21 protein-coding genes are annotated in these 19,521 nt (G+C 42.0%); 11 read left to right on the forward strand and 10 right to left on the reverse strand.

The annotated features are described in order from the left end of the window. The first annotated feature begins 87 nt into the window (after nucleotides 1-87). Both ACDZ29_RS08055 and ACDZ29_RS08060 read left to right on the forward strand, forming a co-directional pair. Nucleotides 88-1,431 carry a sodium-dependent transporter gene (locus tag ACDZ29_RS08055; protein ID WP_289333999.1) on the forward strand — a complete coding sequence of 448 codons (1,344 nt, stop codon included), beginning with the start codon at nucleotides 88-90 and terminating at the stop codon, nucleotides 1,429-1,431. A 139-nt stretch (nucleotides 1,432-1,570) separates the two neighbouring features. After that, on the forward strand, nucleotides 1,571-1,924 hold the full coding sequence (locus tag ACDZ29_RS08060; RefSeq protein WP_289326812.1) for a helix-turn-helix domain-containing protein: 354 nt from the start codon (nucleotides 1,571-1,573) through the stop codon (nucleotides 1,922-1,924). A 161-nt stretch (nucleotides 1,925-2,085) separates the two neighbouring features. On the opposite strand, the gene ACDZ29_RS08065 is transcribed toward ACDZ29_RS08060, so the two are convergent. Both ACDZ29_RS08065 and ACDZ29_RS08070 read right to left on the reverse strand, forming a co-directional pair. Then, the gene (locus ACDZ29_RS08065) at nucleotides 2,086-3,255 is read right to left on the reverse strand and encodes an aminotransferase (protein WP_375090625.1); all 1,170 of its coding nucleotides are present in this window, start codon (nucleotides 3,253-3,255) and stop codon (nucleotides 2,086-2,088) included. After that, complete coding sequence (locus tag ACDZ29_RS08070) at nucleotides 3,252-3,752, reverse strand: Lrp/AsnC family transcriptional regulator (RefSeq protein ID WP_100533585.1); 501 nt, start codon at nucleotides 3,750-3,752, stop codon at nucleotides 3,252-3,254. Before ACDZ29_RS08070 ends, ACDZ29_RS08065 begins: the two co-directional genes overlap by 4 nt. A 295-nt stretch (nucleotides 3,753-4,047) precedes the next feature. On the opposite strand from ACDZ29_RS08070, the gene ACDZ29_RS08075 reads away from it, so the two are divergent. After that, nucleotides 4,048-4,890, forward strand: a complete 843-nt coding sequence (locus ACDZ29_RS08075) for an alpha/beta fold hydrolase (RefSeq protein WP_375090626.1) — start codon at nucleotides 4,048-4,050, stop codon at nucleotides 4,888-4,890. Between the two features lie 37 nt (nucleotides 4,891-4,927). On the opposite strand, the gene ACDZ29_RS08080 is transcribed toward ACDZ29_RS08075, so the two are convergent. Further along, a complete protein-coding gene (locus tag ACDZ29_RS08080; protein ID WP_289314545.1) occupies nucleotides 4,928-5,188 on the reverse strand; it encodes a DUF1871 family protein in 261 nt (86 codons plus the stop codon). A 93-nt stretch (nucleotides 5,189-5,281) separates the two neighbouring features. Between ACDZ29_RS08080 and ACDZ29_RS08085 the strand changes: the two genes are divergently transcribed. Further along, a complete protein-coding gene (locus ACDZ29_RS08085; protein ID WP_375090627.1) occupies nucleotides 5,282-6,466 on the forward strand; it encodes a MalY/PatB family protein in 1,185 nt (394 codons plus the stop codon). A 39-nt stretch (nucleotides 6,467-6,505) separates the two neighbouring features. On the opposite strand, the gene ACDZ29_RS08090 is transcribed toward ACDZ29_RS08085, so the two are convergent. Continuing rightward, a complete protein-coding gene (locus ACDZ29_RS08090) occupies nucleotides 6,506-7,261 on the reverse strand; it encodes a TraR/DksA C4-type zinc finger protein (protein ID WP_289326817.1) in 756 nt (251 codons plus the stop codon). Between the two features lie 143 nt (nucleotides 7,262-7,404). On the opposite strand from ACDZ29_RS08090, the gene ACDZ29_RS08095 reads away from it, so the two are divergent. Continuing rightward, on the forward strand, nucleotides 7,405-8,262 hold the full coding sequence (locus ACDZ29_RS08095) for a manganese catalase family protein (protein WP_375090628.1): 858 nt from the start codon (nucleotides 7,405-7,407) through the stop codon (nucleotides 8,260-8,262). 41 nt (nucleotides 8,263-8,303) lie between these two features. Here ACDZ29_RS08095 and ACDZ29_RS08100 read toward each other — a convergent pair whose 3' ends face one another. The 4 genes from ACDZ29_RS08100 to ACDZ29_RS08115 form a co-directional block, all read right to left on the reverse strand. Further along, a complete protein-coding gene (locus ACDZ29_RS08100) occupies nucleotides 8,304-8,918 on the reverse strand; it encodes a PH domain-containing protein (RefSeq protein ID WP_289326819.1) in 615 nt (204 codons plus the stop codon). A gap of 39 nt (nucleotides 8,919-8,957) precedes the next feature. Next, nucleotides 8,958-9,434 carry a GNAT family N-acetyltransferase gene (locus tag ACDZ29_RS08105; protein ID WP_375090629.1) on the reverse strand — a complete coding sequence of 159 codons (477 nt, stop codon included), beginning with the start codon at nucleotides 9,432-9,434 and terminating at the stop codon, nucleotides 8,958-8,960. Between the two features lie 197 nt (nucleotides 9,435-9,631). Next, nucleotides 9,632-9,856, reverse strand: coding sequence for a hypothetical protein (locus ACDZ29_RS08110; protein ID WP_289314539.1), 225 nt, complete (start codon nucleotides 9,854-9,856; stop codon nucleotides 9,632-9,634). 135 nt (nucleotides 9,857-9,991) lie between these two features. Further along, nucleotides 9,992-10,582 (reverse strand): peptidylprolyl isomerase, encoded by a 591-nt coding sequence (locus ACDZ29_RS08115; RefSeq protein WP_098371439.1) that lies wholly within the window; start codon nucleotides 10,580-10,582, stop codon nucleotides 9,992-9,994. A 178-nt stretch (nucleotides 10,583-10,760) separates the two neighbouring features. On the opposite strand from ACDZ29_RS08115, the gene ACDZ29_RS08120 reads away from it, so the two are divergent. Beyond that, the gene (locus tag ACDZ29_RS08120; RefSeq protein WP_289314538.1) at nucleotides 10,761-11,147 is read left to right on the forward strand and encodes a kinase-associated lipoprotein B; all 387 of its coding nucleotides are present in this window, start codon (nucleotides 10,761-10,763) and stop codon (nucleotides 11,145-11,147) included. 40 nt (nucleotides 11,148-11,187) lie between these two features. Here ACDZ29_RS08120 and kapD read toward each other — a convergent pair whose 3' ends face one another. Then, nucleotides 11,188-11,811 (reverse strand): 3'-5' exonuclease KapD, encoded by a 624-nt coding sequence (gene kapD, locus ACDZ29_RS08125; protein ID WP_289326821.1) that lies wholly within the window; start codon nucleotides 11,809-11,811, stop codon nucleotides 11,188-11,190. Between the two features lie 281 nt (nucleotides 11,812-12,092). On the opposite strand from kapD, the gene ACDZ29_RS08130 reads away from it, so the two are divergent. Next, nucleotides 12,093-13,952 (forward strand): transglycosylase domain-containing protein, encoded by a 1,860-nt coding sequence (locus ACDZ29_RS08130; RefSeq protein ID WP_375090630.1) that lies wholly within the window; start codon nucleotides 12,093-12,095, stop codon nucleotides 13,950-13,952. Between the two features lie 37 nt (nucleotides 13,953-13,989). On the opposite strand, the gene ACDZ29_RS08135 is transcribed toward ACDZ29_RS08130, so the two are convergent. Further along, nucleotides 13,990-14,547 carry a DUF5366 family protein gene (locus ACDZ29_RS08135; protein WP_375090631.1) on the reverse strand — a complete coding sequence of 186 codons (558 nt, stop codon included), beginning with the start codon at nucleotides 14,545-14,547 and terminating at the stop codon, nucleotides 13,990-13,992. Nucleotides 14,548-14,877: 330 nt separating this feature from the next. Between ACDZ29_RS08135 and ACDZ29_RS08140 the strand changes: the two genes are divergently transcribed. Genes ACDZ29_RS08140 through ACDZ29_RS08155 form a run of 4 tightly spaced genes read left to right on the forward strand, consistent with a single transcriptional unit; the run spans nucleotide 14,878 to nucleotide 19,517 of the window. After that, nucleotides 14,878-17,283 (forward strand): Na+/H+ antiporter subunit A, encoded by a 2,406-nt coding sequence (locus ACDZ29_RS08140; RefSeq protein WP_370016713.1) that lies wholly within the window; start codon nucleotides 14,878-14,880, stop codon nucleotides 17,281-17,283. Continuing rightward, nucleotides 17,280-17,702, forward strand: coding sequence for a Na(+)/H(+) antiporter subunit B (locus ACDZ29_RS08145; protein ID WP_289326825.1), 423 nt, complete (start codon nucleotides 17,280-17,282; stop codon nucleotides 17,700-17,702). Before ACDZ29_RS08140 ends, ACDZ29_RS08145 begins: the two co-directional genes overlap by 4 nt. Further along, nucleotides 17,702-18,043 (forward strand): Na(+)/H(+) antiporter subunit C, encoded by a 342-nt coding sequence (locus ACDZ29_RS08150; RefSeq protein WP_289314532.1) that lies wholly within the window; start codon nucleotides 17,702-17,704, stop codon nucleotides 18,041-18,043. Before ACDZ29_RS08145 ends, ACDZ29_RS08150 begins: the two co-directional genes overlap by 1 nt. Then, nucleotides 18,036-19,517, forward strand: a complete 1,482-nt coding sequence (locus ACDZ29_RS08155; RefSeq protein ID WP_375090632.1) for a Na+/H+ antiporter subunit D — start codon at nucleotides 18,036-18,038, stop codon at nucleotides 19,515-19,517. Before ACDZ29_RS08150 ends, ACDZ29_RS08155 begins: the two co-directional genes overlap by 8 nt. Nucleotides 19,518-19,521: the final 4 nt, after the last annotated feature.

The raw sequence follows: 19,521 nt of genomic DNA on the forward strand, positions 1-19,521 counted from the left end.
CCTCATAAACATAGTAAGATGGGAAAATGTTTTAAAGAAAGTAATTTACAGCTAGATATTTTTTACATCTAAAGGAGTTTTTCCATCATGTCAAAACAAGATCAATGGACTTCAAAACTTGGGTTTATCCTGGCAGCCGCGGGATCCGCTATTGGATTGGGTGCCATCTGGAAGCTCCCATATATGACTGGGGAAAATGGTGGAGGGGTCTTTTTCCTGCTCTTCATTTTGTTCACCCTGCTTATCGGTGCACCCATATTAATTGCAGAATTCACAATTGGCCGCAATGCACAGAAAGATGCCATCAGCGCATATAAACATATCGCCCCAGGAAAGCCTTGGGTTTTGATTGGGTACGGCGGTGTCGTCGCTTCCATCATTCTGCTTTCATTCTTCAGTGTGGTTGGAGGCTGGATCATCTCTTATTTAGCAAGAAGCTTTACAGGTTCCCTCTCAAACTTAACCCAAGAGGAATATGGAAACTTCTTTAATGCGATAATCAGCAATCCTTATGAAACGGTAATCGCTCAATTATTATTCATGGTCTTTACCATTTGGGTCGTGCAAGGTGGCGTATCCAAGGGAATTGAAAAAGCGAATAAATATATGATGCCTTCATTGTTCATTCTTTTCATCATTCTTCTAATCCGTTCCTTGACTCTGGATGGAGCAATGGAGGGTGTGAAATTCTTCTTGAAGCCCGACTTTTCCGCTTTAACGGGGGAAACGATCCTATTGGCACTTGGCCAATCCTTCTTTGCGCTAAGTGTTGGTGTTTCAGTGATGGTAACCTACGCATCCTATTTAAGTAAAAATGAGGATATTACAAAATCGGCCTTTTCGGTAGTCGGACTGAATATCTTCATTTCCTTGTTGGCAGGTTTAGTCATCTTCCCGGCTGTTTTCGCACTAGGCTTCAGCCCATCAAGCGGGCCTGGACTGGTATTTGTCGTATTACCTGCCGTCTTTAATGAAATGGCGCTTGGCGGGATCTTCATGGCCATTTTCTTCATTTTATTATTATTTGCCACCCTTACAACGTCATTCTCGATACTTGAAATCGTTGTGGCAGCCATGATCAAAGGTGATACTGCAAAGCGGAAGAAGGCTTCTTGGATAGCTGGTATCCTCGTGTTCCTGATTGGGATTCCAAGCGCATTATCATTTGGGGTGCTTTCGGATGTGAAGATTTTCAATTTATCCATATTCGATTTCGCTGATTATCTGACAAGCAATATCGCGCTGCCAGTCGGCGCCTTGTTCATATCCCTTTTCATCGGCTATCAAATGAAAAGGATCGAGGTCCAAAGGGAGTTCGAATCTGGCGCAGATTCCGGCCGATCACTTTTTAAACTTTGGTACTTCCTGATTCGCTACATCGTGCCGATCATGATCATACTCGTATTCCTTAAGTCAATCAATCTCATTTAACATCCAAAATGCCGTCTCGATATATCTCGAGACGGCATTTTTTTCACAAAACCTACATAATCAATTACTTCTCTTTAAGTTATAATATGGTAAAATAATTACATTACTAAAATATTTCCTGAAAAAGGAGTGCCTGACTATGTCAAATATCGCGAAGAATATCCGACAATACCGAGAAAATCATAACCTCACTCAACAGGAACTGGCTTTAAAATTACGAATCGGCACCAAGAAGATAGAAAAGTATGAATCCGGTGAATCGATTCCTGATACACAAACCATTTTACGGCTTTCCACCGTTCTTGACATTCCAGCTTCAGAATTCCTGGAGGATACCCCAACCGGGAACGCTTCTGATGTGGACGAGGACATCAAAAAGCTCATTGAAGAAATTGGAACAAAAAAAACAAAGCTCATTCTAAGAACAGCTAAAGATTTTAGCGAAGAACAAATTCTGAATGTTATGCATACTTTATATAATACAAAAGCCTAATTCAAAAAAATGGTCGTAGTATGTGTATTTTTTTTCAGAGTGCTGGATATACTATGATTAACACTTTCTATGTTAATCCATTAGATTAACTCTTTTTTCTAATTCCCCCTATGGAAAGGGATCCGGCTGCTTGAAAAGGCCGGATCCCTATTTTTTTGCTTTTATTGGCAATGGTTCTTCATGAAACGTTCCATCCTACTAAGCGCTTCTTGAAGTTGTTCCATGGAGGATGCATAGGAACAGCGGATATGACCTTCACCGCTTTCCCCGAACACATCTCCCGGTACAACGGCTACAAGTTCTTCCGTCAGAAGTTTTTCAGCAAATTCCATCGAAGTCATCCCCGTTTTCTCGATGGACGGAAAAGCATAAAAAGCCCCGCCAGGATTATGGCAATCCAGACCCATATCGTTAAATGATTTCACGATATAATTTCGTCTTCTCCGATAACTCCGACGCATTTCTTCGACATCCTGCATTCCATGCTTCAAAGCTTCCAATGCAGCATGCTGTGCAATGGTCGGCGCACACATCATCGCATATTGATGAAGCTTAAGCATCGCTTCAGAAATTTCCTTAGGTGCACAAACGAACCCAAGACGCCATCCAGTCATCGCAAACCCTTTCGAAAACCCATTGATGACAATTGTCCTCTCAAGCATGCCGTCAATGGCAGCAAAGGAGGTGAATTTCTCATCATAAGCAAGTTCGGCATAGATTTCATCGGAAATGACCAATAAATCATGCTTTTTGACGATGTCAGCAAGCATCACTAATTCTTCCTGCCCAAGCTGGGTGCCCGTTGGGTTATTCGGCGAACAGATTAAAACGGCCTTCGTTTTAGGGGTGATCGCCGCTTCGAGTTGCCCGGGAGTCAGCTTAAAGTCATCTTCCTTTGAAGTTTGGACCGTCACCGGTATTCCCCCGGCCATGGTCACAAGCGGTGCATAAGCGACGAAACAAGGTTCAACGACTATGACTTCCTCGCCTGGATTCAGGATGGTCCTCAAAGCAATGTCGAGAGCCTGGCTTGCCCCGACCGTGACAATGATTTGATCCTCTGGTCTATACGAAACATGGAACTGCTTTTCCATATACCAGCTGATTTCCGACCTTAATTCAAATAATCCGGCATTAGCCGTATAAGAGGTATACCCTTCCTCCAAGGAATTGATCGCTGCTTCCCTTACAGCCCAAGATGTAACGAAATCCGGTTCACCCACACCAAGTGAGACGACCCCTTCCAAATTGGCTGCCAGGTCGAAAAAGCGGCGGATACCTGATGGCTTAAGCTCTGCAATCGTTCTTGAAACATAACTCGTTTTAATCATGGTGACACCACTATCCGCTTATCTTCTTCAGTTTGATCAAAAATCGTGCCATCGTGCTTGTATTTTTTCATAATGAAGTGAGTCGTCGTAGAAATGACGGAATCCAGTGTCGAAAGTTTTTCTGAAACAAAGCTTGCCACTTCGTTCATCGAACGTCCTTCGACAATGACTGAAAGATCATAGGCCCCTGACATTAGATAAACGGACTGGACTTCTTTGAATTTGTAAATCCTTTTTGCGACCTCATCGAAACCGACACCGCGTTTTGGAGTGACTTTTACATCAATCATGGCTGTGACACCATGGTATTCATCTACTTTTGCCCAGTTAATGACGGTTAAATAACGTACAATAACCCGCATATCTTCTAATTTCTTCAATGTGATTTCAATGTCCGCTTCTGATAGATCGGTCATTTTAGCCAAATCCTTCAGATCAATCCGGCTGTTATTTTCAATGATTCTCAAGACTTCCAATTCCTCTTCATTCAAGTGCATTGGAAAAACCCCCTTTTGGAATTCACTAATTTAGATGTGATGGTTTGGCTGGCAGATAGTCTCACGAATTACCTTATTAGACTTTTTTACAATCCTATATGACAATATAAATTAATAAGTCCTATTCTGTCAGGATAAACTTACACTATTATATCAAAATTGGTTGGTGACCTGTTATAGTAATTGTCTTTTTTCATCGTTATTATTACAATTACTGTTATGCAACAGTATTAAAGGACCTTTTTTGGGATATTCAGGTTAACATGGACTTTCATTTTAACGGAGGAGGATCTATATGGAAAGTCATACAATCAAAGGCGTGGAACGGGTGGATGATATGCAAATCTATTTTGAATATGACCGAATGGATGATTCACTCCCCACCCTTGTACTACTTCATGGTTTTTTGTCATCCAGCTTCAGTTTCCGTAAATTAGTACCCTATTTGATCAAGGAATTCAATGTGATTTCAATAGACCTCCCTCCCTTCGGTCAAAGCGGAAAAGATTATCGATATACATATTCATTCCGGAACATTGCTAAATCCGTCGTTCTGTTCTTAGAGGGGAAAAATATCAGGAAATTCAGTCTCATCGGCCATTCCATGGGCGGGCAGATTTCCCTGCAGCTCATCAAATCATATCCTGATCTTGTCGACCACGCCATTCTGCTTGCCGGTTCAGGCTATCAGCCCGGCTATTCGGAAAAAATGAAAATGGTCAGTTACCTGCCTTTCTTTTCATTCGGGATAAAACGGTATTTACAAAAATCAGGTATCGAAAAGAACTTGAAAAATGTCGTCCATGACCCGGCCATGATTGACGATGAAATGCGGCAGGGTTATCTGGGGCCATTCATAAAGAATCATGATATTTTCCGTGCCTTGGGGAGAATGCTTCGAGATAAGGAAGTCGATTTGCTGAAGGAGGACCTTAGTGATATCCATACACCTTGCCTGCTTATTTGGGGAAGGCATGACAGAGTGGTGCCATTGAATATTGGCCAAAGGCTCCATGATGACCTGCCTAATTCCGAGCTTGTTGTCATTGAGGATACTGGGCACCTCCTCCCAGAGGAGAAACCGGAAGAAGTGTATCAATTAATTAAGGGGTTTCTTGGAGTAGCCACCCCATCTTAAAAAAGGTGACCCTTATTCGGGTACACCCTATCCACCTTTAGATCGAACAGCTGGCATCATTTTTTATGATGAGCAGCTTCTGTGCAACTTCCAGGCATTTTTCCATCTGAACGGATTCATCAAACGCGAACTCGTAAATGGATTTTATTTTTTCCGCCAGTTCCTTTGGGTCATCTATATCCCGGATTGCCACGACTGTATCTGCAATTTCCGGTTCATATAAATCCCAACCTATTTGGAAGGGATCCCACTCTTGCAAAACGGCAACCAACGCTAAATTCATTTGCTGTGTATCCATATCTTCATCACCTGCTCAATATTTTCACAGAACATGATATCATAGTATCATAACAACAGGCTTTTCGCGAAGACGACAAATTATTATTCGGTGGTGTATATTTTGAACAAGTCAATTTTTGAAGAACACATAAACAGGGAAAATTCAGGGTCAGCAAAATGGGATAAACACTCGCTTAAATCATTGTATGGGCGCGAGGATATTCTACCAATGTGGGTTGCCGATATGGACTTCCCAGCTCCTGAGGGCATTCAAAAGGCGTTAATGGAACGCTTGAATCATCCAATTTTCGGCTATACCGTCCCTTCGGAAACGGTTTTCACCGAAATTCAAAGCTGGCTTAGAGACCGGCACTCCTGGCAAATCGAAAAAGAGTGGATTTCATTCAGCTCTGGCGTCGTTTCAGCGATCGGTACAACGATCCAAGCATTCACGAACCCGGGCGATAAAATATTGTTACAATCTCCCGTCTATACTCCATTTTTTGATATGATCAAAAATAATGATCGGGAAGTGGTCAATAGTCCCCTTATCATAGAAAAGGATCGCTTTGAGATTGATTTCACGGATTTTGAGGACAAACTGAAAAGCGGAGTGAAACTATTCCTTTTTTGCAGTCCACATAACCCTGGCGGACGCGTTTGGACAAAGGACGAACTCTTGCGAATCGGGGAGCTATGTGAAAAATATGATGTAGTCATCGTCAGTGATGAGATACATGCTGACTTATTCCATAAAACTTCGAGGCATTATCCGATCGGCTCGCTTTCGGAAAAATTAGCGGACATAACCGTTACGTTAATGGCCCCAAGTAAAACATTCAATATTGCCGGCCTTCAAGCTTCATTCCTGATCGCCAGTAATGAAAAATTGCAGAAGCAATTGCAAAAGGCCCAAACGAAGCTTGCCTTCCATGGTCTTAACATCTTTGCCTTAACAGCTATGGAAGCCGCGTATCGAGAGGGCTTGAATTGGCTGGAAGACATGATTGGCTACATTGAGGAGAATATAAAAGTGGCAGAGGAATTCATTGCTGCTGAAATTCCTTCACTGCATGTCATGCATCCAGAAGCTTCTTACCTATTATGGATTGATTGCCGTGACCTTGGATTGACCGACAAGGAAATTAAGGAACGGCTGATTCATCAAGGGAAGCTCGCATTGGAGCCCGGTTCAAAATATGGACCTGGCGGAGAAGGTTTCGTCCGAATGAATCTCGGTTGTTCACGCAGCATGATGATGGAAGGGCTAAACCGTTTGAAATTGGCTTTTCCATAAATAAAAAAGGAACCAGGTTTAGAAACCTGGTTCTTTTTTTCATTCTTTCTCTTCATCTACATAAGGATCATGCTCATAACGTGGCAAATCCCCAAACGGGGTTTGAATATTTTCTTCAAAAAGTTCTTCCTTCAATTCTTCATATTGCGAGTTAGGGTAAACGGTTATCTCTTTACCGTATATATCCACACCAACGAAATTTTCATAATCTTCGACATATCCGATATTTTCTTCGGACTCGACATACATATCTTCGTAATCATTTGGTGGATTCACAAAATCGGAAGGCGTTTCAGATGTTCCAAAGCTGGCAACGTCCTGCCATGAATCTTCCGCATCATATGCAACCGATTCGTGCCGGTCATCATAATCAAACTTTCCGAATGGGGGTCCCAGCACTTCCTCTTCCACCGGCCGATTGTCCGAAGTTTCTTGTGACGGGGTATGCTCGACACAATAAGTAGTGGTAGGGATGGCATTCAACCGTTCAAGAGGTATTTCTTTTGAACAAACCTCGCATTTTCCATACTCACCTGCCTCGATGGCAGAAAGCGCTCTTTCAATATCCCTTATTTCATCCCGATCATGCTCGGTAAGAGCCAAATCCTTTTCCCGTTCATATAACTCGGTTCCCTGATCGCCGGGATGATTATCGTAATTCGATAACTCACCTGTCGAATCCTCCATGCTTCTTCTTAAATCGTGGTCGCCTTGATCATTTAATCGCTCTTTCAACTCTTGCTTCGTTTGCTGCAATTGCTGTTGAAATTCTTTAAGCTGCTGATTGGATAGCATGTGCAACATCCTTTCAAAATCGTTCTTCCCTCTAGTATTTCTCTCTTCCCGTCATTCCATAAAGGTATTTTTTACCTTAGGAATAATTTAATTCAGATAACAGAAGCTAAATTAGAAATATTTATTTTTAGGAGGGCTTTTATTTGTATTTCTATAAAGAAGATTTAATAAATATGATCGTTCCCGATAAGCCTGATCCGAATGCAGCAAAAGTACTTCAGGAAACACTCGGAGGGCAATTCGGTGAAATGCGGACGATGATGCAGTATTCTTTCCAAAGCGCCAACTTCCGCGGCAAGGCTAAACAATATCGTGATTTAATCCGTGGTGTTTTCTTAGAGGAACTAAGCCATGTTGAACTTGTCCAATCAACCATTAACCAGCTGCTAAATGATGCTGGCGGGGATATGCCCGGAAATGCCGGTATCGATGGTGCCCCATTGGATGATGTCATCCGGGGTGGCGCAAACCCCCATCATTTCATCATCGGTGCGAAAGCTTCCCTCCCCGTCGATGCTGGCGGCAATCCATGGAATGGTTCATGGGTTTATGATCACGGTAATCTTGTGGCGAACCTTTTGAATAATGTCATGCTTGAATCCACTGGGGTCCTGCAAAAGTCGAGGATTTATGAAATGAGTTCCAATAAAACAATGCGTGAAACATTGGCATTTTTAATGGTTCGTGACAATGCCCATCAAAATGCATTTGCCAAAGCATTGGAAACCCTCGGGGTGGACTGGGGGAAAATCTTCCCCGTACCTAATTATGATTTGAACAAATATCCTGAATGCCGCAAATATGTGGATTTAGGCTACCATAATGCCCAATTCAATTTCAGGCTGGATCAAACTCAAATCAGCGAAGTTTTCCAAGGGGAAACACCGAGTCGAAATGGCGGAAAACTTGCTGTTACCGAGCCGCCAAATGGATTCCCGGTCCCAGAAATGCCAGATATGCCAAATGAACACAGTCCTGGATTGAGTGATTTGAACAATTAAAAAAGAAGGCGGACACATCATTCTGTGTTCGCCTTCTTGTTTTAATTATTGATATATTTCTCAAAAACATAGCCAAAATCTTTCACATGGTACTTTTTCCGGCTATCCATCAACCATTCGAAAGCTGCGGAATTAATGTCCTTGAAACTTGCAGCCATTTGGCTTCCTTCAGTACGAACCTGGTTCAAAGTGGAAGAAGCAAGGTTTACACTTTGCTGTGCATATTGAAGGGCAAATTCATTCTCATGACAAATTTCCGATATTTTCACGAGTGTTTTGAACAAATCCTTTAATTCTTCAATGAATTTCTTATGGACATCAATGGAGAAACTCTTTGCACCGATTGAAAATTTAATTTCCACATCCAAATCAACAGTCCCTGCCGTTTCAAGCGTTACGTTGGAAATATTATACTGGCTGTAGCTATATCTAGTAAGTGTACGCTTTTTGCTTATGGCACTCGTGCCATCCAAATGTATGAACGCTTGATTCGTGAAACAGTACTCATCGGTTTTCGATTTAATCAGGAAATAAATTTTTTCCTCATCTTCATGCATGATATAATCATCTGCATCCACCTTGTCATAATCGGCAGGGCTAATCACACTCCCAATATCACTAAGACCAAGGGCATCAGCCGCAATTTTCTTGAACATTCCCATTCCCCCTATCAAATTTCAGGTAATTACACCCTATCATAAGTATTTCTCCAGTATTATCTCATCTCGGATCGGAATTCCATCAAAACTGTAAAATGGTATTTCAGGTTTTACTTTCCGTGATTCTTCAACTGCATTTTTAACGATTTCCGAAATGACATAACCACGCTTTTGAAAAAACTTCAATGCCTGTAAATTATCGTTCGTTGTAATCGCTTTAATAGTATGGCAATTTTTTTCCTTAGCGATATTTTCCATCACATAAAGCAACGATGAGCCAACACCTTGATTCTCATGCTCACTGTTCAAAGAAATGATCTGACATACATGGTCGGATAATTTGTATGTTCCCAACCCCGTGATTTTTTCATTCTCGTCCATCACTCCAAAACCCTCAAGTTCCGCATAATGAAACAAGCCTCTTGAAAAAACGACTTGAGTCGTCTCCCAGTGTTGAATGAAAAAACTCTTGACCGTATCTGTCGCAATCATTCTTTTCGCTACGATTTGCATAACTATTTACGCCCCCAAAATTTCTCTCTCTCTGCTTATAGTATAAAATGCTTATGCTGATAAGGGAACATTTTATTCTTCATCCAGGTCCTTTACAACCTTCTAACAAAACATAATACCATTCATATTCAGATAATCAATAATCATGGAATAAAAAAACGGCAGGACCTCTCGCGATGCACCCGCCTCTTCCGGGATCAAGTAATTGTATCATCCTTTATACGCCGGTTCCTTTTAGTGACTTCATCTTCAAATTGCTTGGTTTTCATTTCTTCCTTCTTTGAATATCTTATAATTGCCCTCATCGTAAAAACCGCTGCAACCAAAAAGATGAAGCAAGTTATGCCAGCCGAGATATATTCAGTCTTGTCTTCTGGAAAGTAAAGAAACAAACCTAGTAAAGTATGATTGAGAAAGTCCATCCGATACATCCTTCCTGATAGGGAATTAAACTGCATTATCCCATTATATCAATTACCAGAACAATCCACTAGTGGGCCTTATCCACTAAAACCTAAAAAAAACGAGAGGCCATTAGCCCCTCGCTTCCCTTTTATTTATAAAATGGTGATCCCTTTAATGACCACATCAACTGCTGGTTTGTCTCCCGCAACTGTCTCTACGTTAGCAATCGTATCAACAACGTCCATGCCTTCAACCACTTGACCAAAAACAGAGTGCTTATGATCCAACCATGGTGTGCCACCTTGTTCCATATAAGCGCTGATGATTTCTTCCGGATAACCGGCTTGCTTCATTTGCTCACCCATTCTGCTGTCTACATGCTGGGCTTGTACGACGAAGAATTGGCTGCCGTTTGTTCCCGGGCCTGCATTTGCCATGGAAAGAGCTCCACGCAAATTGAATAATTGCATAGAGAACTCATCCTCGAATGGAGTTCCCCAGATACTTTCTCCACCCATTCCAGTTCCTGTCGGATCTCCGCCTTGAAGCATGAAATCCTTGATGACACGGTGGAAGATGATTCCTTCGTAGTAGCCGTTTTCAGCATGGGTCAAGAAATTTTCCACTGTCTTCGGAGCCAGCTCAGGGAATAGTTTAATTTTAATATCGCCCATCGTCGTTTGCATGATGACCGCTTTTTCATTTTCCAAAACTTCACTTGTTAATTGTGGAAAGTTTGTCATTGTACTTACCCTCTTTCTGTTTTAAATAAAATGGCCTTAACTGCCATTTTCCATCTTCATTTGTACACTTTACACGATTTTCGTGAAAAAAGCATCTTTGCGAAGTTGATCAAAATCGCTGTAAAAAATCGTTGTTCTTATGTATCATGAAGGAAGTTAAAAGAAAGGTGGTAGGGAAATGTCAGAACAGGATTTTAAAATCGGCGATAAGGTTACCGCCATATATAAAACTGGAAAATACATCGGGGAAATTACCGATATCAGACCTGCTGCATATCTTGTTAAAGTGTTGGCTGTCTTGAAGCATCCCATGCAGGGAGATCTTCATAACCCGAAGCAAACGGAAGTGTCCATGTTCCATCAGCGGCGCGCTCTTGCATTCCGGGAGCAAACCAATGTACCGAAGAATATGGTAAGGATCTTTGAAGAGGAGATTCCTGAGTATAAGGAGTCCTTAAGAGAAGCTGTCGAGAAAATGAAACGCACCTTAAGCGAAGCACACACAGAGTGGAATGATAAAAGCTTACAGTTGCTTGAGGATTTAGCGGCGGACTATTTCAAATAAAGCATGATAAAAGCCAAATCAGTAGTAGATGATTTGGCTTTTATAACGCTAAATGATTCAAAACCTTTGATAAATCAATGCGCTCGCCAATTGTCGTCGGTTCATGATTTTGCATATAACTTTTATCTTTCTCTACTAACTTAAAGATATTATATGTCGTGATTGCATCATCCAGCGCCCTGTGATGCTTGCCTGTCCCTTCTTTGCCATAGGCCTGTACAGCCTTCCAAAGTCCGGTTTGATTTTGATCTCCGAAAAAGCGTTTATACTCCATGCAAAGATCCGTTTGTTTCCCTGAAAAAGGGAAATCAAGTCCTGATTTCTGACAGTTCTGGCGAAGTACCTTCATGTCCATATTTCCCCAGGTCACAATCGTCGTCGGGTGCTGCTCATCAATTTTCTTCAATAAAGAAACCAACTCTTCAAATGAAATCCCACGGTCCACCTGATCTTGGGTAATGTTCAAGAACTTCTTGCATCTTCCCGTTAGGACTGGAAATTTCAATGGGTTAACAAAAGATGAGTATTGTTCCTGAATACTCTCATTAATGACTGTGACTAAACCAACCTCAATGATTTCTGGATAAAATCCTGATGGATTGGCTTTTCCTTCCGGCATCGTAAATTCAAAATCAATGAATACATATTGCTGTTGTTCCTCCATTTTTATGACCCCCTTCATTTTCCTGACATCACGTATAAACAAAAATTGGATTTAATTTTCTCATGAGAATATTATAACAGAAGATTTAGAAAGTTTTTAATTGGATCGTAATACACCATTCAGATAGGAATTTTGCCGTCATACCTAATTTACCCAAAACTCTTTATTGTCTACCTTAATTGGATTATGATGGATGAATGAACCAAAAGTACCATTCTTTCTTTCATCCAGTCATTTTTCCCTAGAACATACTAAAAATATATTAGTTAGGAAGTTGATCTATGCGCAAGTGCCTTGGTTATATCACGATTTCCCTCTTAGTTCCCGTATTGATCCTTTTCATTTTCCTTTCCTATCAGGAATGGTCCTTAGCGCAATCTCCCTATCATGTACTCGACGAGCGAATTCCCATTGATTCGGTAGAACTGTCTCAGACCAGTTACATGAAGGCTGCAAATGGAAAGGTCATCAGTGAAATTTCCACTGGTGAAAAAAGGACCTACCTAAAACTTGAAGACATCCCCCTTTTCCTGGAAAACCTATTCATCGTTACAGAGGATCAGAAATTTTATGATCATGCAGGCGTTGACCTATCCGGCATAAGCAGGGCGCTTCTTATCAATTCACAAAATAAAACAATCGAACAAGGCGGCAGTACCATTACCCAGCAACTGGCCAGGAATGCTTACCTTTCACATGATAGGACGTATAACCGAAAACTTAGTGAAACCCTTTACGCCTATCAGTTAGAGCGAAAAAAATCAAAACCGGAAATCATGGAGCTATATTTGAATGCCATATATTTCAGTAATGGAGCCTATGGAATCGAAGCTGCCTCCCAGTATTATTTCAGTAAACCGACTGGGGAGTTGTCCAAAGCGGAACTTGCCTTCCTTGCAGCGATCCCTAATAATCCCGAAAACTACAATCCTCTTAAACATTTTGATGAGACGAAAAAGAGGCAGGAGAGATTACTGAAACAAATGGTAGCCGAAGGTGATTTAGAACAGACCGAGTATGAAAAGCTCATCAAAACTACGATTAAATTAGACTTGTCCACCTCGGTCGACTTATATCCCGATTACGTGACGTATGTTCATCAGGAATTGAAAAACCTGGTGGCATCCTCTGAAGGTCTCACCAAATCTCTGCAAAGTCCTGATGTCGATATACGTCAGCAGGCGGAAGTAGAACTGAATAAAAAGGTCGAAAAGCTTTTGAATTCCGGTGTAACCATCCATACCGCACTCGATACCAAGCTGCAAACCCAGTCCAAGACTGCTGTACAATCAAAAATCGGTGTCAATGATATCGAAGGAGCTTTAGTGGTTATACAGCATCATACGCACGAGCTTGTCTCTTTGATTGGGGGAAAGGATTATAAAAAAAATTCTTTCAATCGGGCATACCAGAGTTATAGGCAGCCAGGTTCAGCCATAAAGCCACTTCTCGATTATGCTCCCTATATTGAAGAAACGGGTGCTGACATCAATCAGCTTGTAAGTGGAGCGAGCTATTGCAGCAATAGCTATTGCCCAAAGAATTATAGCGGTGACAGTTATGGGATGGTCACACTAAGGACAGCCTTCGCTCAATCCTATAATACACCCGCCATAAGGCTTTTTGAAAAGACGGGTATGGAGACTAGTTTCAAGTACCTGGAAGCTTTCGACTTTAAAAAAGTGAGCAAAAAAGACCACCATACGAGTTCGGCCATAGGCGGGTTCGAATATGGCATGAGTCCCCTTGAACTGACAAATGCCTATACTTCCTTCAATGACGGAAACTATCAGCCAGCGCGGGCCATTATTAAAGTCACTGATCAAAAAGGTGAAGTCCTTTATAAATGGAACGACAACTCCAAAGAGATATGGAACAAAAGCACCGTAGCCAAGATGCGGCAACTTCTCCATGAAACAACGCTTTCCGGGACAGCCCGCAAAGCCTACTTTCCCACAGATTATATCGGCGGGAAAACCGGTACGACCAATGATGTGAAAGACATGTGGTTTGTCGGCCTGACAGCAAACTATACAACAGGCGTTTGGATTGGGAGGGACAAGCCATCCAATCTGCAATCCATTTATTCACATACACCCCATGTACTGATTTGGAAAGATATCAGCCAGACTGCCGAGTGAAAAAAAGAAGGTGCCATGATGGCACCTTCTTTTTTTTCTATATGGGAAGACTTGCAATAACGCTGTTATAAAGCTTCAATCCCGCATAAGCGACTATTGAAATCAAGGCAGCCCAAACGAAGATTGGAAAGAAAACCAATCCGACAAGCCTGGACAAATTCAGGCTCGGGCTTAACTTATTGACAAAATAAATTAAGGCCACGACATTCGTTGCGATAAAGATAGAACCAAGCCCGATGATGAATTGGACACTGAACAATGAACAGGCACAGCCAATGACATAAATGACAGATCCCCTTCTTACACTGTTCAGTGCTTTACCTTCCGAATCTTTGGAAAAGAATAATAAGGACAGCTCCAATATAGTATCGGAAATCAACTTCAATGCGGCAAAAACCATAAAGAATAATAGCAGCAATACGATCAGCAGCGCCAGCTTAATGCCCGCTTCAGAAAAAAACTCCAGCATCCCTTGGTAGATTCCCAAATTCCCAAATAACTTGAGCATCTGCATTTCCCCATAAATGGCAAAGGAGAGGCTGAACAATAGGATTGAAATGATTGGAAAGTAGCTAAGTAAATATGTGTTTTTCATGATTTCTCCATCCATGTATCTTTTATCCTATATTATGCTAGATAATCCACCATTTCACAATGGATACTCTACTAATTCACCCTTGAAAAACTTTTAAATTAAATTTTTCAGGTCGATTTCCTCTCCTTTTCTACCTATATATAAAACTCCATTTTAGTCGGCCTTCACTGTTTTTAAAGCCATGCAAACCCACAAAAATTGCGTTATACTTTTAAGCGAGACAAGTATTCGATAAAAAAATTCATAATCAACGAAGATTTCCTAACGTCTAGGATTGCGTGAAAAAAGCATAATAAGACGAATGACTTCGTTTTAAAAAGGGGGGAGTTTATGTCTTTACTTCATTGGGCGGTATTATCACCGTTTCTATTAGCACTTATTGTACCAATATTATACAAACTATTTCGACAAATACATACAGGTTGGTTTGTATTGATTTTACCGATTCTCCTTTTCACCTATTTTTCAAGTTTCATTTCCTTGACCAAACGAGGGGATATCATTACAGAAAGGGCTGCATGGATTCCTTCTCTCGGAATTCATGTTGATTTCTATGTGGATGGACTAGGGCTTTTGTTCGCCTTGCTTATCACAGGGATAGGTTCACTCGTCGTTCTGTATTCGGTTTTCTATTTATCGAAAGAGAAAGAAAAGCTGAACCAATTTTACGTCTTCCTTTTGCTTTTCATGGGAGCGATGCTGGGCGTCGTCCTTTCCGATAATCTGATTGTCCTTTATTCGTTTTGGGAATTCACGAGTTTATCCTCATTTTTATTGATAGGATATTGGAATGAAAGGGAGCGTTCACGTTATGGGGCGCAGAAATCCCTGTTGATCACTGTGTTTGGAGGCTTAAGCCTGCTTGGAGGCATCATTCTCCTTGCCATTATGGGGAACACATTCAGCATACGTGAATTGATAGCACAAAGTGGGGAACTTATGGACCACCCGCTCTTCACTCCTGCCCTTTTGCTTGTGCTGCTTGGTGCGTTCACTAAATCCGCACAGTTCCCTTTCCATATCTGGCTACCTGACGCGATGGAAGCTCCGACACCAGTCAGCGCTTACCTTCATTCCGCTACAATGGTCAAGGCCGGAATTTATTTGGTTGCCCGATTAAGCCCTGTTTTTGCAGAATCCGGAATATGGTTCTGGCTAGTTTCGATTGCCGGATTGATCACCCTGTTCTGGGGCTCATTCTCTGCAATCAAACAGACAGATTTAAAGGGGATTCTCGCTTTTTCCACCATCAGTCAGCTCGGATTGATCATGTCGCTTTTGGGGCTTGGAGCGGCGGCACTCCACTATGAATCTTTAGGGGAAAATATATACTTGGCAGCCACGGTTGCAGCTGTATTCCACTTGATTAATCATGCGACCTTTAAAGGCAGCCTTTTCATGGTTGCAGGCATCATTGATCATGAAACCGGTACGCGTGATATCAGAAAGCTTGGCGGATTAATGCAGTTGATGCCGATTACTTTCACCGTCGCCGTCATAGGTGCTTTTTCAATGGCTGGCCTTCCACCCTTCAATGGTTTTTTAAGCAAGGAAATGTTCTTGGCCAGCATGGTGGATGTATTGGAACTGAATATCTTCAATATGGCGACATGGGGGATGCTGTTTCCTGTGCTGGCATGGGTCGCCAGTGTATTCACTTTTATATACAGTATGATTGTCGTGCTCAAACCCTTCACAGGCAAACTTCAGTTAAACCTATTGGACAAGAAACCCCATGAGGCACCGATCGGGATGTTGATTTCTCCAATAATCCTTGCTTCGTTGGTGATCATTTTCGGCATTTTTCCAAACTTGCTATCATCGTCAATCATTGAACCGGCGGTAGCTGGCATTCAGCCAAGCTTGGTGGGTCCGGATTTCCAAGTCCATATCGCCTTCTGGCATGGATTCCAACCCGAATTATGGATGACGGTCGGCATCATTGCATTTGGAATCATTTTATACAAGACGTTTCCGAAGTGGCAAAAGATCCATCAGTGGATGCCTGAACGTTTATCCCTGAATGCTCTGTATGATAACGGGCTAAGAGGGCTCGAACGCTCGGCATCCTCCGTCATGAAATTTTTAATGACAGGTTCGATCCGTACATATCTGCTTTCGATATTCCTATTCTTCATTCTTTCATTGGGCTTTACGCTCTATTGGAAGGATGCATTTAAATTGGATACAGGAAATTTAGCTCCGATCGGCTTATATGAATGGGTATTAGCGGCGATTACCGTGATTGGCTCGATCGCCATTCTGTTTGCAAGATCCCGTTTGACTTCCATTATCATCTTAGGAGCGGTCGGTTATACGATTTCCCTATTTTTCGTTTTGTTGCGGGCACCGGATTTAGCCCTGACTCAACTTGTCATCGAAACGATTTCTGTATCACTGTTTTTGCTCTGTTTCTTCCACCTTCCGTTAATGGCAAGCAGAAAGGAAGAACGGATGACATTCAGGTTGAATAATGCCCTGATATCCATTGGTGTAGGAGTCATGGTTACATTGATTGCCTTATCGGCACATAGCAATAAACTATTTGATTCCATATCAAGTTACTACCTTGAAAATGCTTATAAGGAAGCAGGCGGAAAGAACGTCGTAAATGTCATTCTGGTTGACTTCCGCGGACTTGATACGATGTTTGAAATCACTGTCCTTTCGATCGCTGCGCTTGGAATATTCGCGATGATCAAATTGCGTTTGACAGGGGGGAAAGATAAATCATGAAGCAAAATGACCTGATTCTCCAAACGGTTACGAAGGTCGCCGCCTTTGTTATCCTGCTTTTTGCAGTAGCCATCTTTTTAGGGGGGCATTATTCGCCAGGAGGCGGGTTTGTCGGCGGCTTAATGACATCAGCCGCCATAGTCCTGCTGTTGCTCGCTTTCGACATTAAAACCGTCACAGGCATCCTGCCGATTGACTATAAGTTAATGATTGGTTCAGGCTTGTTCATATCAAGCCTGACTGTTGCCGGCGGGTTAGTGTTCGGGGTGCCGCTCATGACACATGTATATCAATATATCGATTTGCCTCTGCTTGGGCACATCTCGCTTCATACTGCGGTACTTTTTGATCTGGGTGTTTATCTTGTGGTTGTTGGTGTAACGATGACCATTATTCAAACGATAGGGGAGAGTGAATAATGGAACTTTTAATGGCCATTGTCATTGGAATACTATTTATGTGTGCGACCTATTTAATGCTTTCAAAAAGCATTTTAAGAATCATAATCGGTACTGGGCTGCTCAGTCACGGCGCCCATCTTTTGATTTTGACGATGGGCGGTTTGAAAGGCGGTTCCGTTCCATTGCTAAGTGATGATGTTACAACCTATGTTGATCCGCTTCCGCAAGCGCTTATCTTGACGGCCATCGTCATCAGTTTCGGAGTCACATCATTTCTGCTGGTTCTTGCTTATCGGACCTACCAGGAACTCGGAACTGATGATATGGAAGAAATGAGAGGTACGGAAGCGAATGAATAATCTTACTTTCATGCCTGTTTTATGGCCGCTTTTCACAGGCATACTTCTCATTTTCTTTGTAAAAAAAATTAAGCTACAAAGAGGAATCTCTCTTTTTTCCTCTCTTTTCGGAATCGTTATATCCCTTTATCTAGTGTTCTCGGTTCATACTCAAGGGATCTTGACTCTCGGTGTCGGTAGCTGGGATGCCCCGTTCGGAATCGTGATCGTCGCAGACATGCTTTCTTCACTGTTGGTCCTGACCACGAATATCATTGGATTGGCCATACTGATTTACTCGTTTTACTCCATAGGTGAAGAACGTGAAAGACACTATTATTATCCTGTATTTCAATTTTTGCTGATTGGTGTAAACGGTGCCTTCCTTACGGGGGATCTTTTCAATCTATTCGTCTTCTTTGAAGTCATGCTGATGGCTTCTTACGTGCTGCTTGTACTGGGAGGGACGAAAGTACAACTGAGGGAATCATTGAAGTATATCATCGTCAATGTGCTTTCCTCTTCCTTTTTCGTCATCATGGTGGCGTACCTTTATTCAGTTCTTGGCACATTGAACATGGCGGACATCAGCCAGAGGATAGCGGAAGTCAACCAGCCTGGAATAATCTCGGTGATAGCAATTGGCTTCTTGATCGTCTTTGGTTTGAAGGGAGCCATTTTCCCGCTCTTCCAATGGCTGCCTGGGTCCTATTATGCTCCACCCATCCCAGTGATCGCACTATTCGGGGCATTGCTGACAAAGGTAGGGATATACTCCATTTTCAGGACCTATACACTCATGTTTTATCATGACCAGGATTTCACCCATACTTTCCTTGCGGTACTTGCGATCTTGACCATCATCATCGGTGTCATAGGAGCGATAGCTTATTGGGATGTTAAAAAAATCATCATTTACAATATCATCATCGCCGTCGGGGTTATCATTTTCGGCATCTCGATCATGAATGGGCAGGCATTATCAGGCTCCATTATATATATCATTCATGACATGCTTATCAAGGCTGCGCTCTTCCTGCTGGTTGGCATCATGATCAAAATCAGCGGATCGGATGATTTACGTGATATGGGTGGCTTGATCAAGCAATACCCTGCACTTGCATGGACCTTCTTCATAGCTGCCATATCATTGGCGGGAATTCCACCGTTCAGCGGATTTGCCGGCAAACTCCTGATTCTTCAGGGAGCTGCAGAAAAAGGTGCCTACTTTGGGATGGCCGTTGTCTTGATTTCAAGCTTGATGGTCCTATACTCGGTTATGAAAATATTCATGAATGGTTTCTGGGGAACTCCAAAAGCTGATTATGCCTTATCTAATAATACGGTAAATAAAATGCTGGTTCCTGCCGTCCTCCTTGTTATCATTTCCGTTTTATTCGGAGTAGGAACAGAATCGATTTACCCATTCATTACACAAGCTGCAGATACATTAATGAATCCCGATATATATATCAAAGCGGTTTTAAAGGAGTAGTGCC

The organism is Peribacillus sp. RS7, from assembly GCF_041956845.1.
GTDB lineage: Bacteria > Bacillota > Bacilli > Bacillales > DSM-1321 > Peribacillus.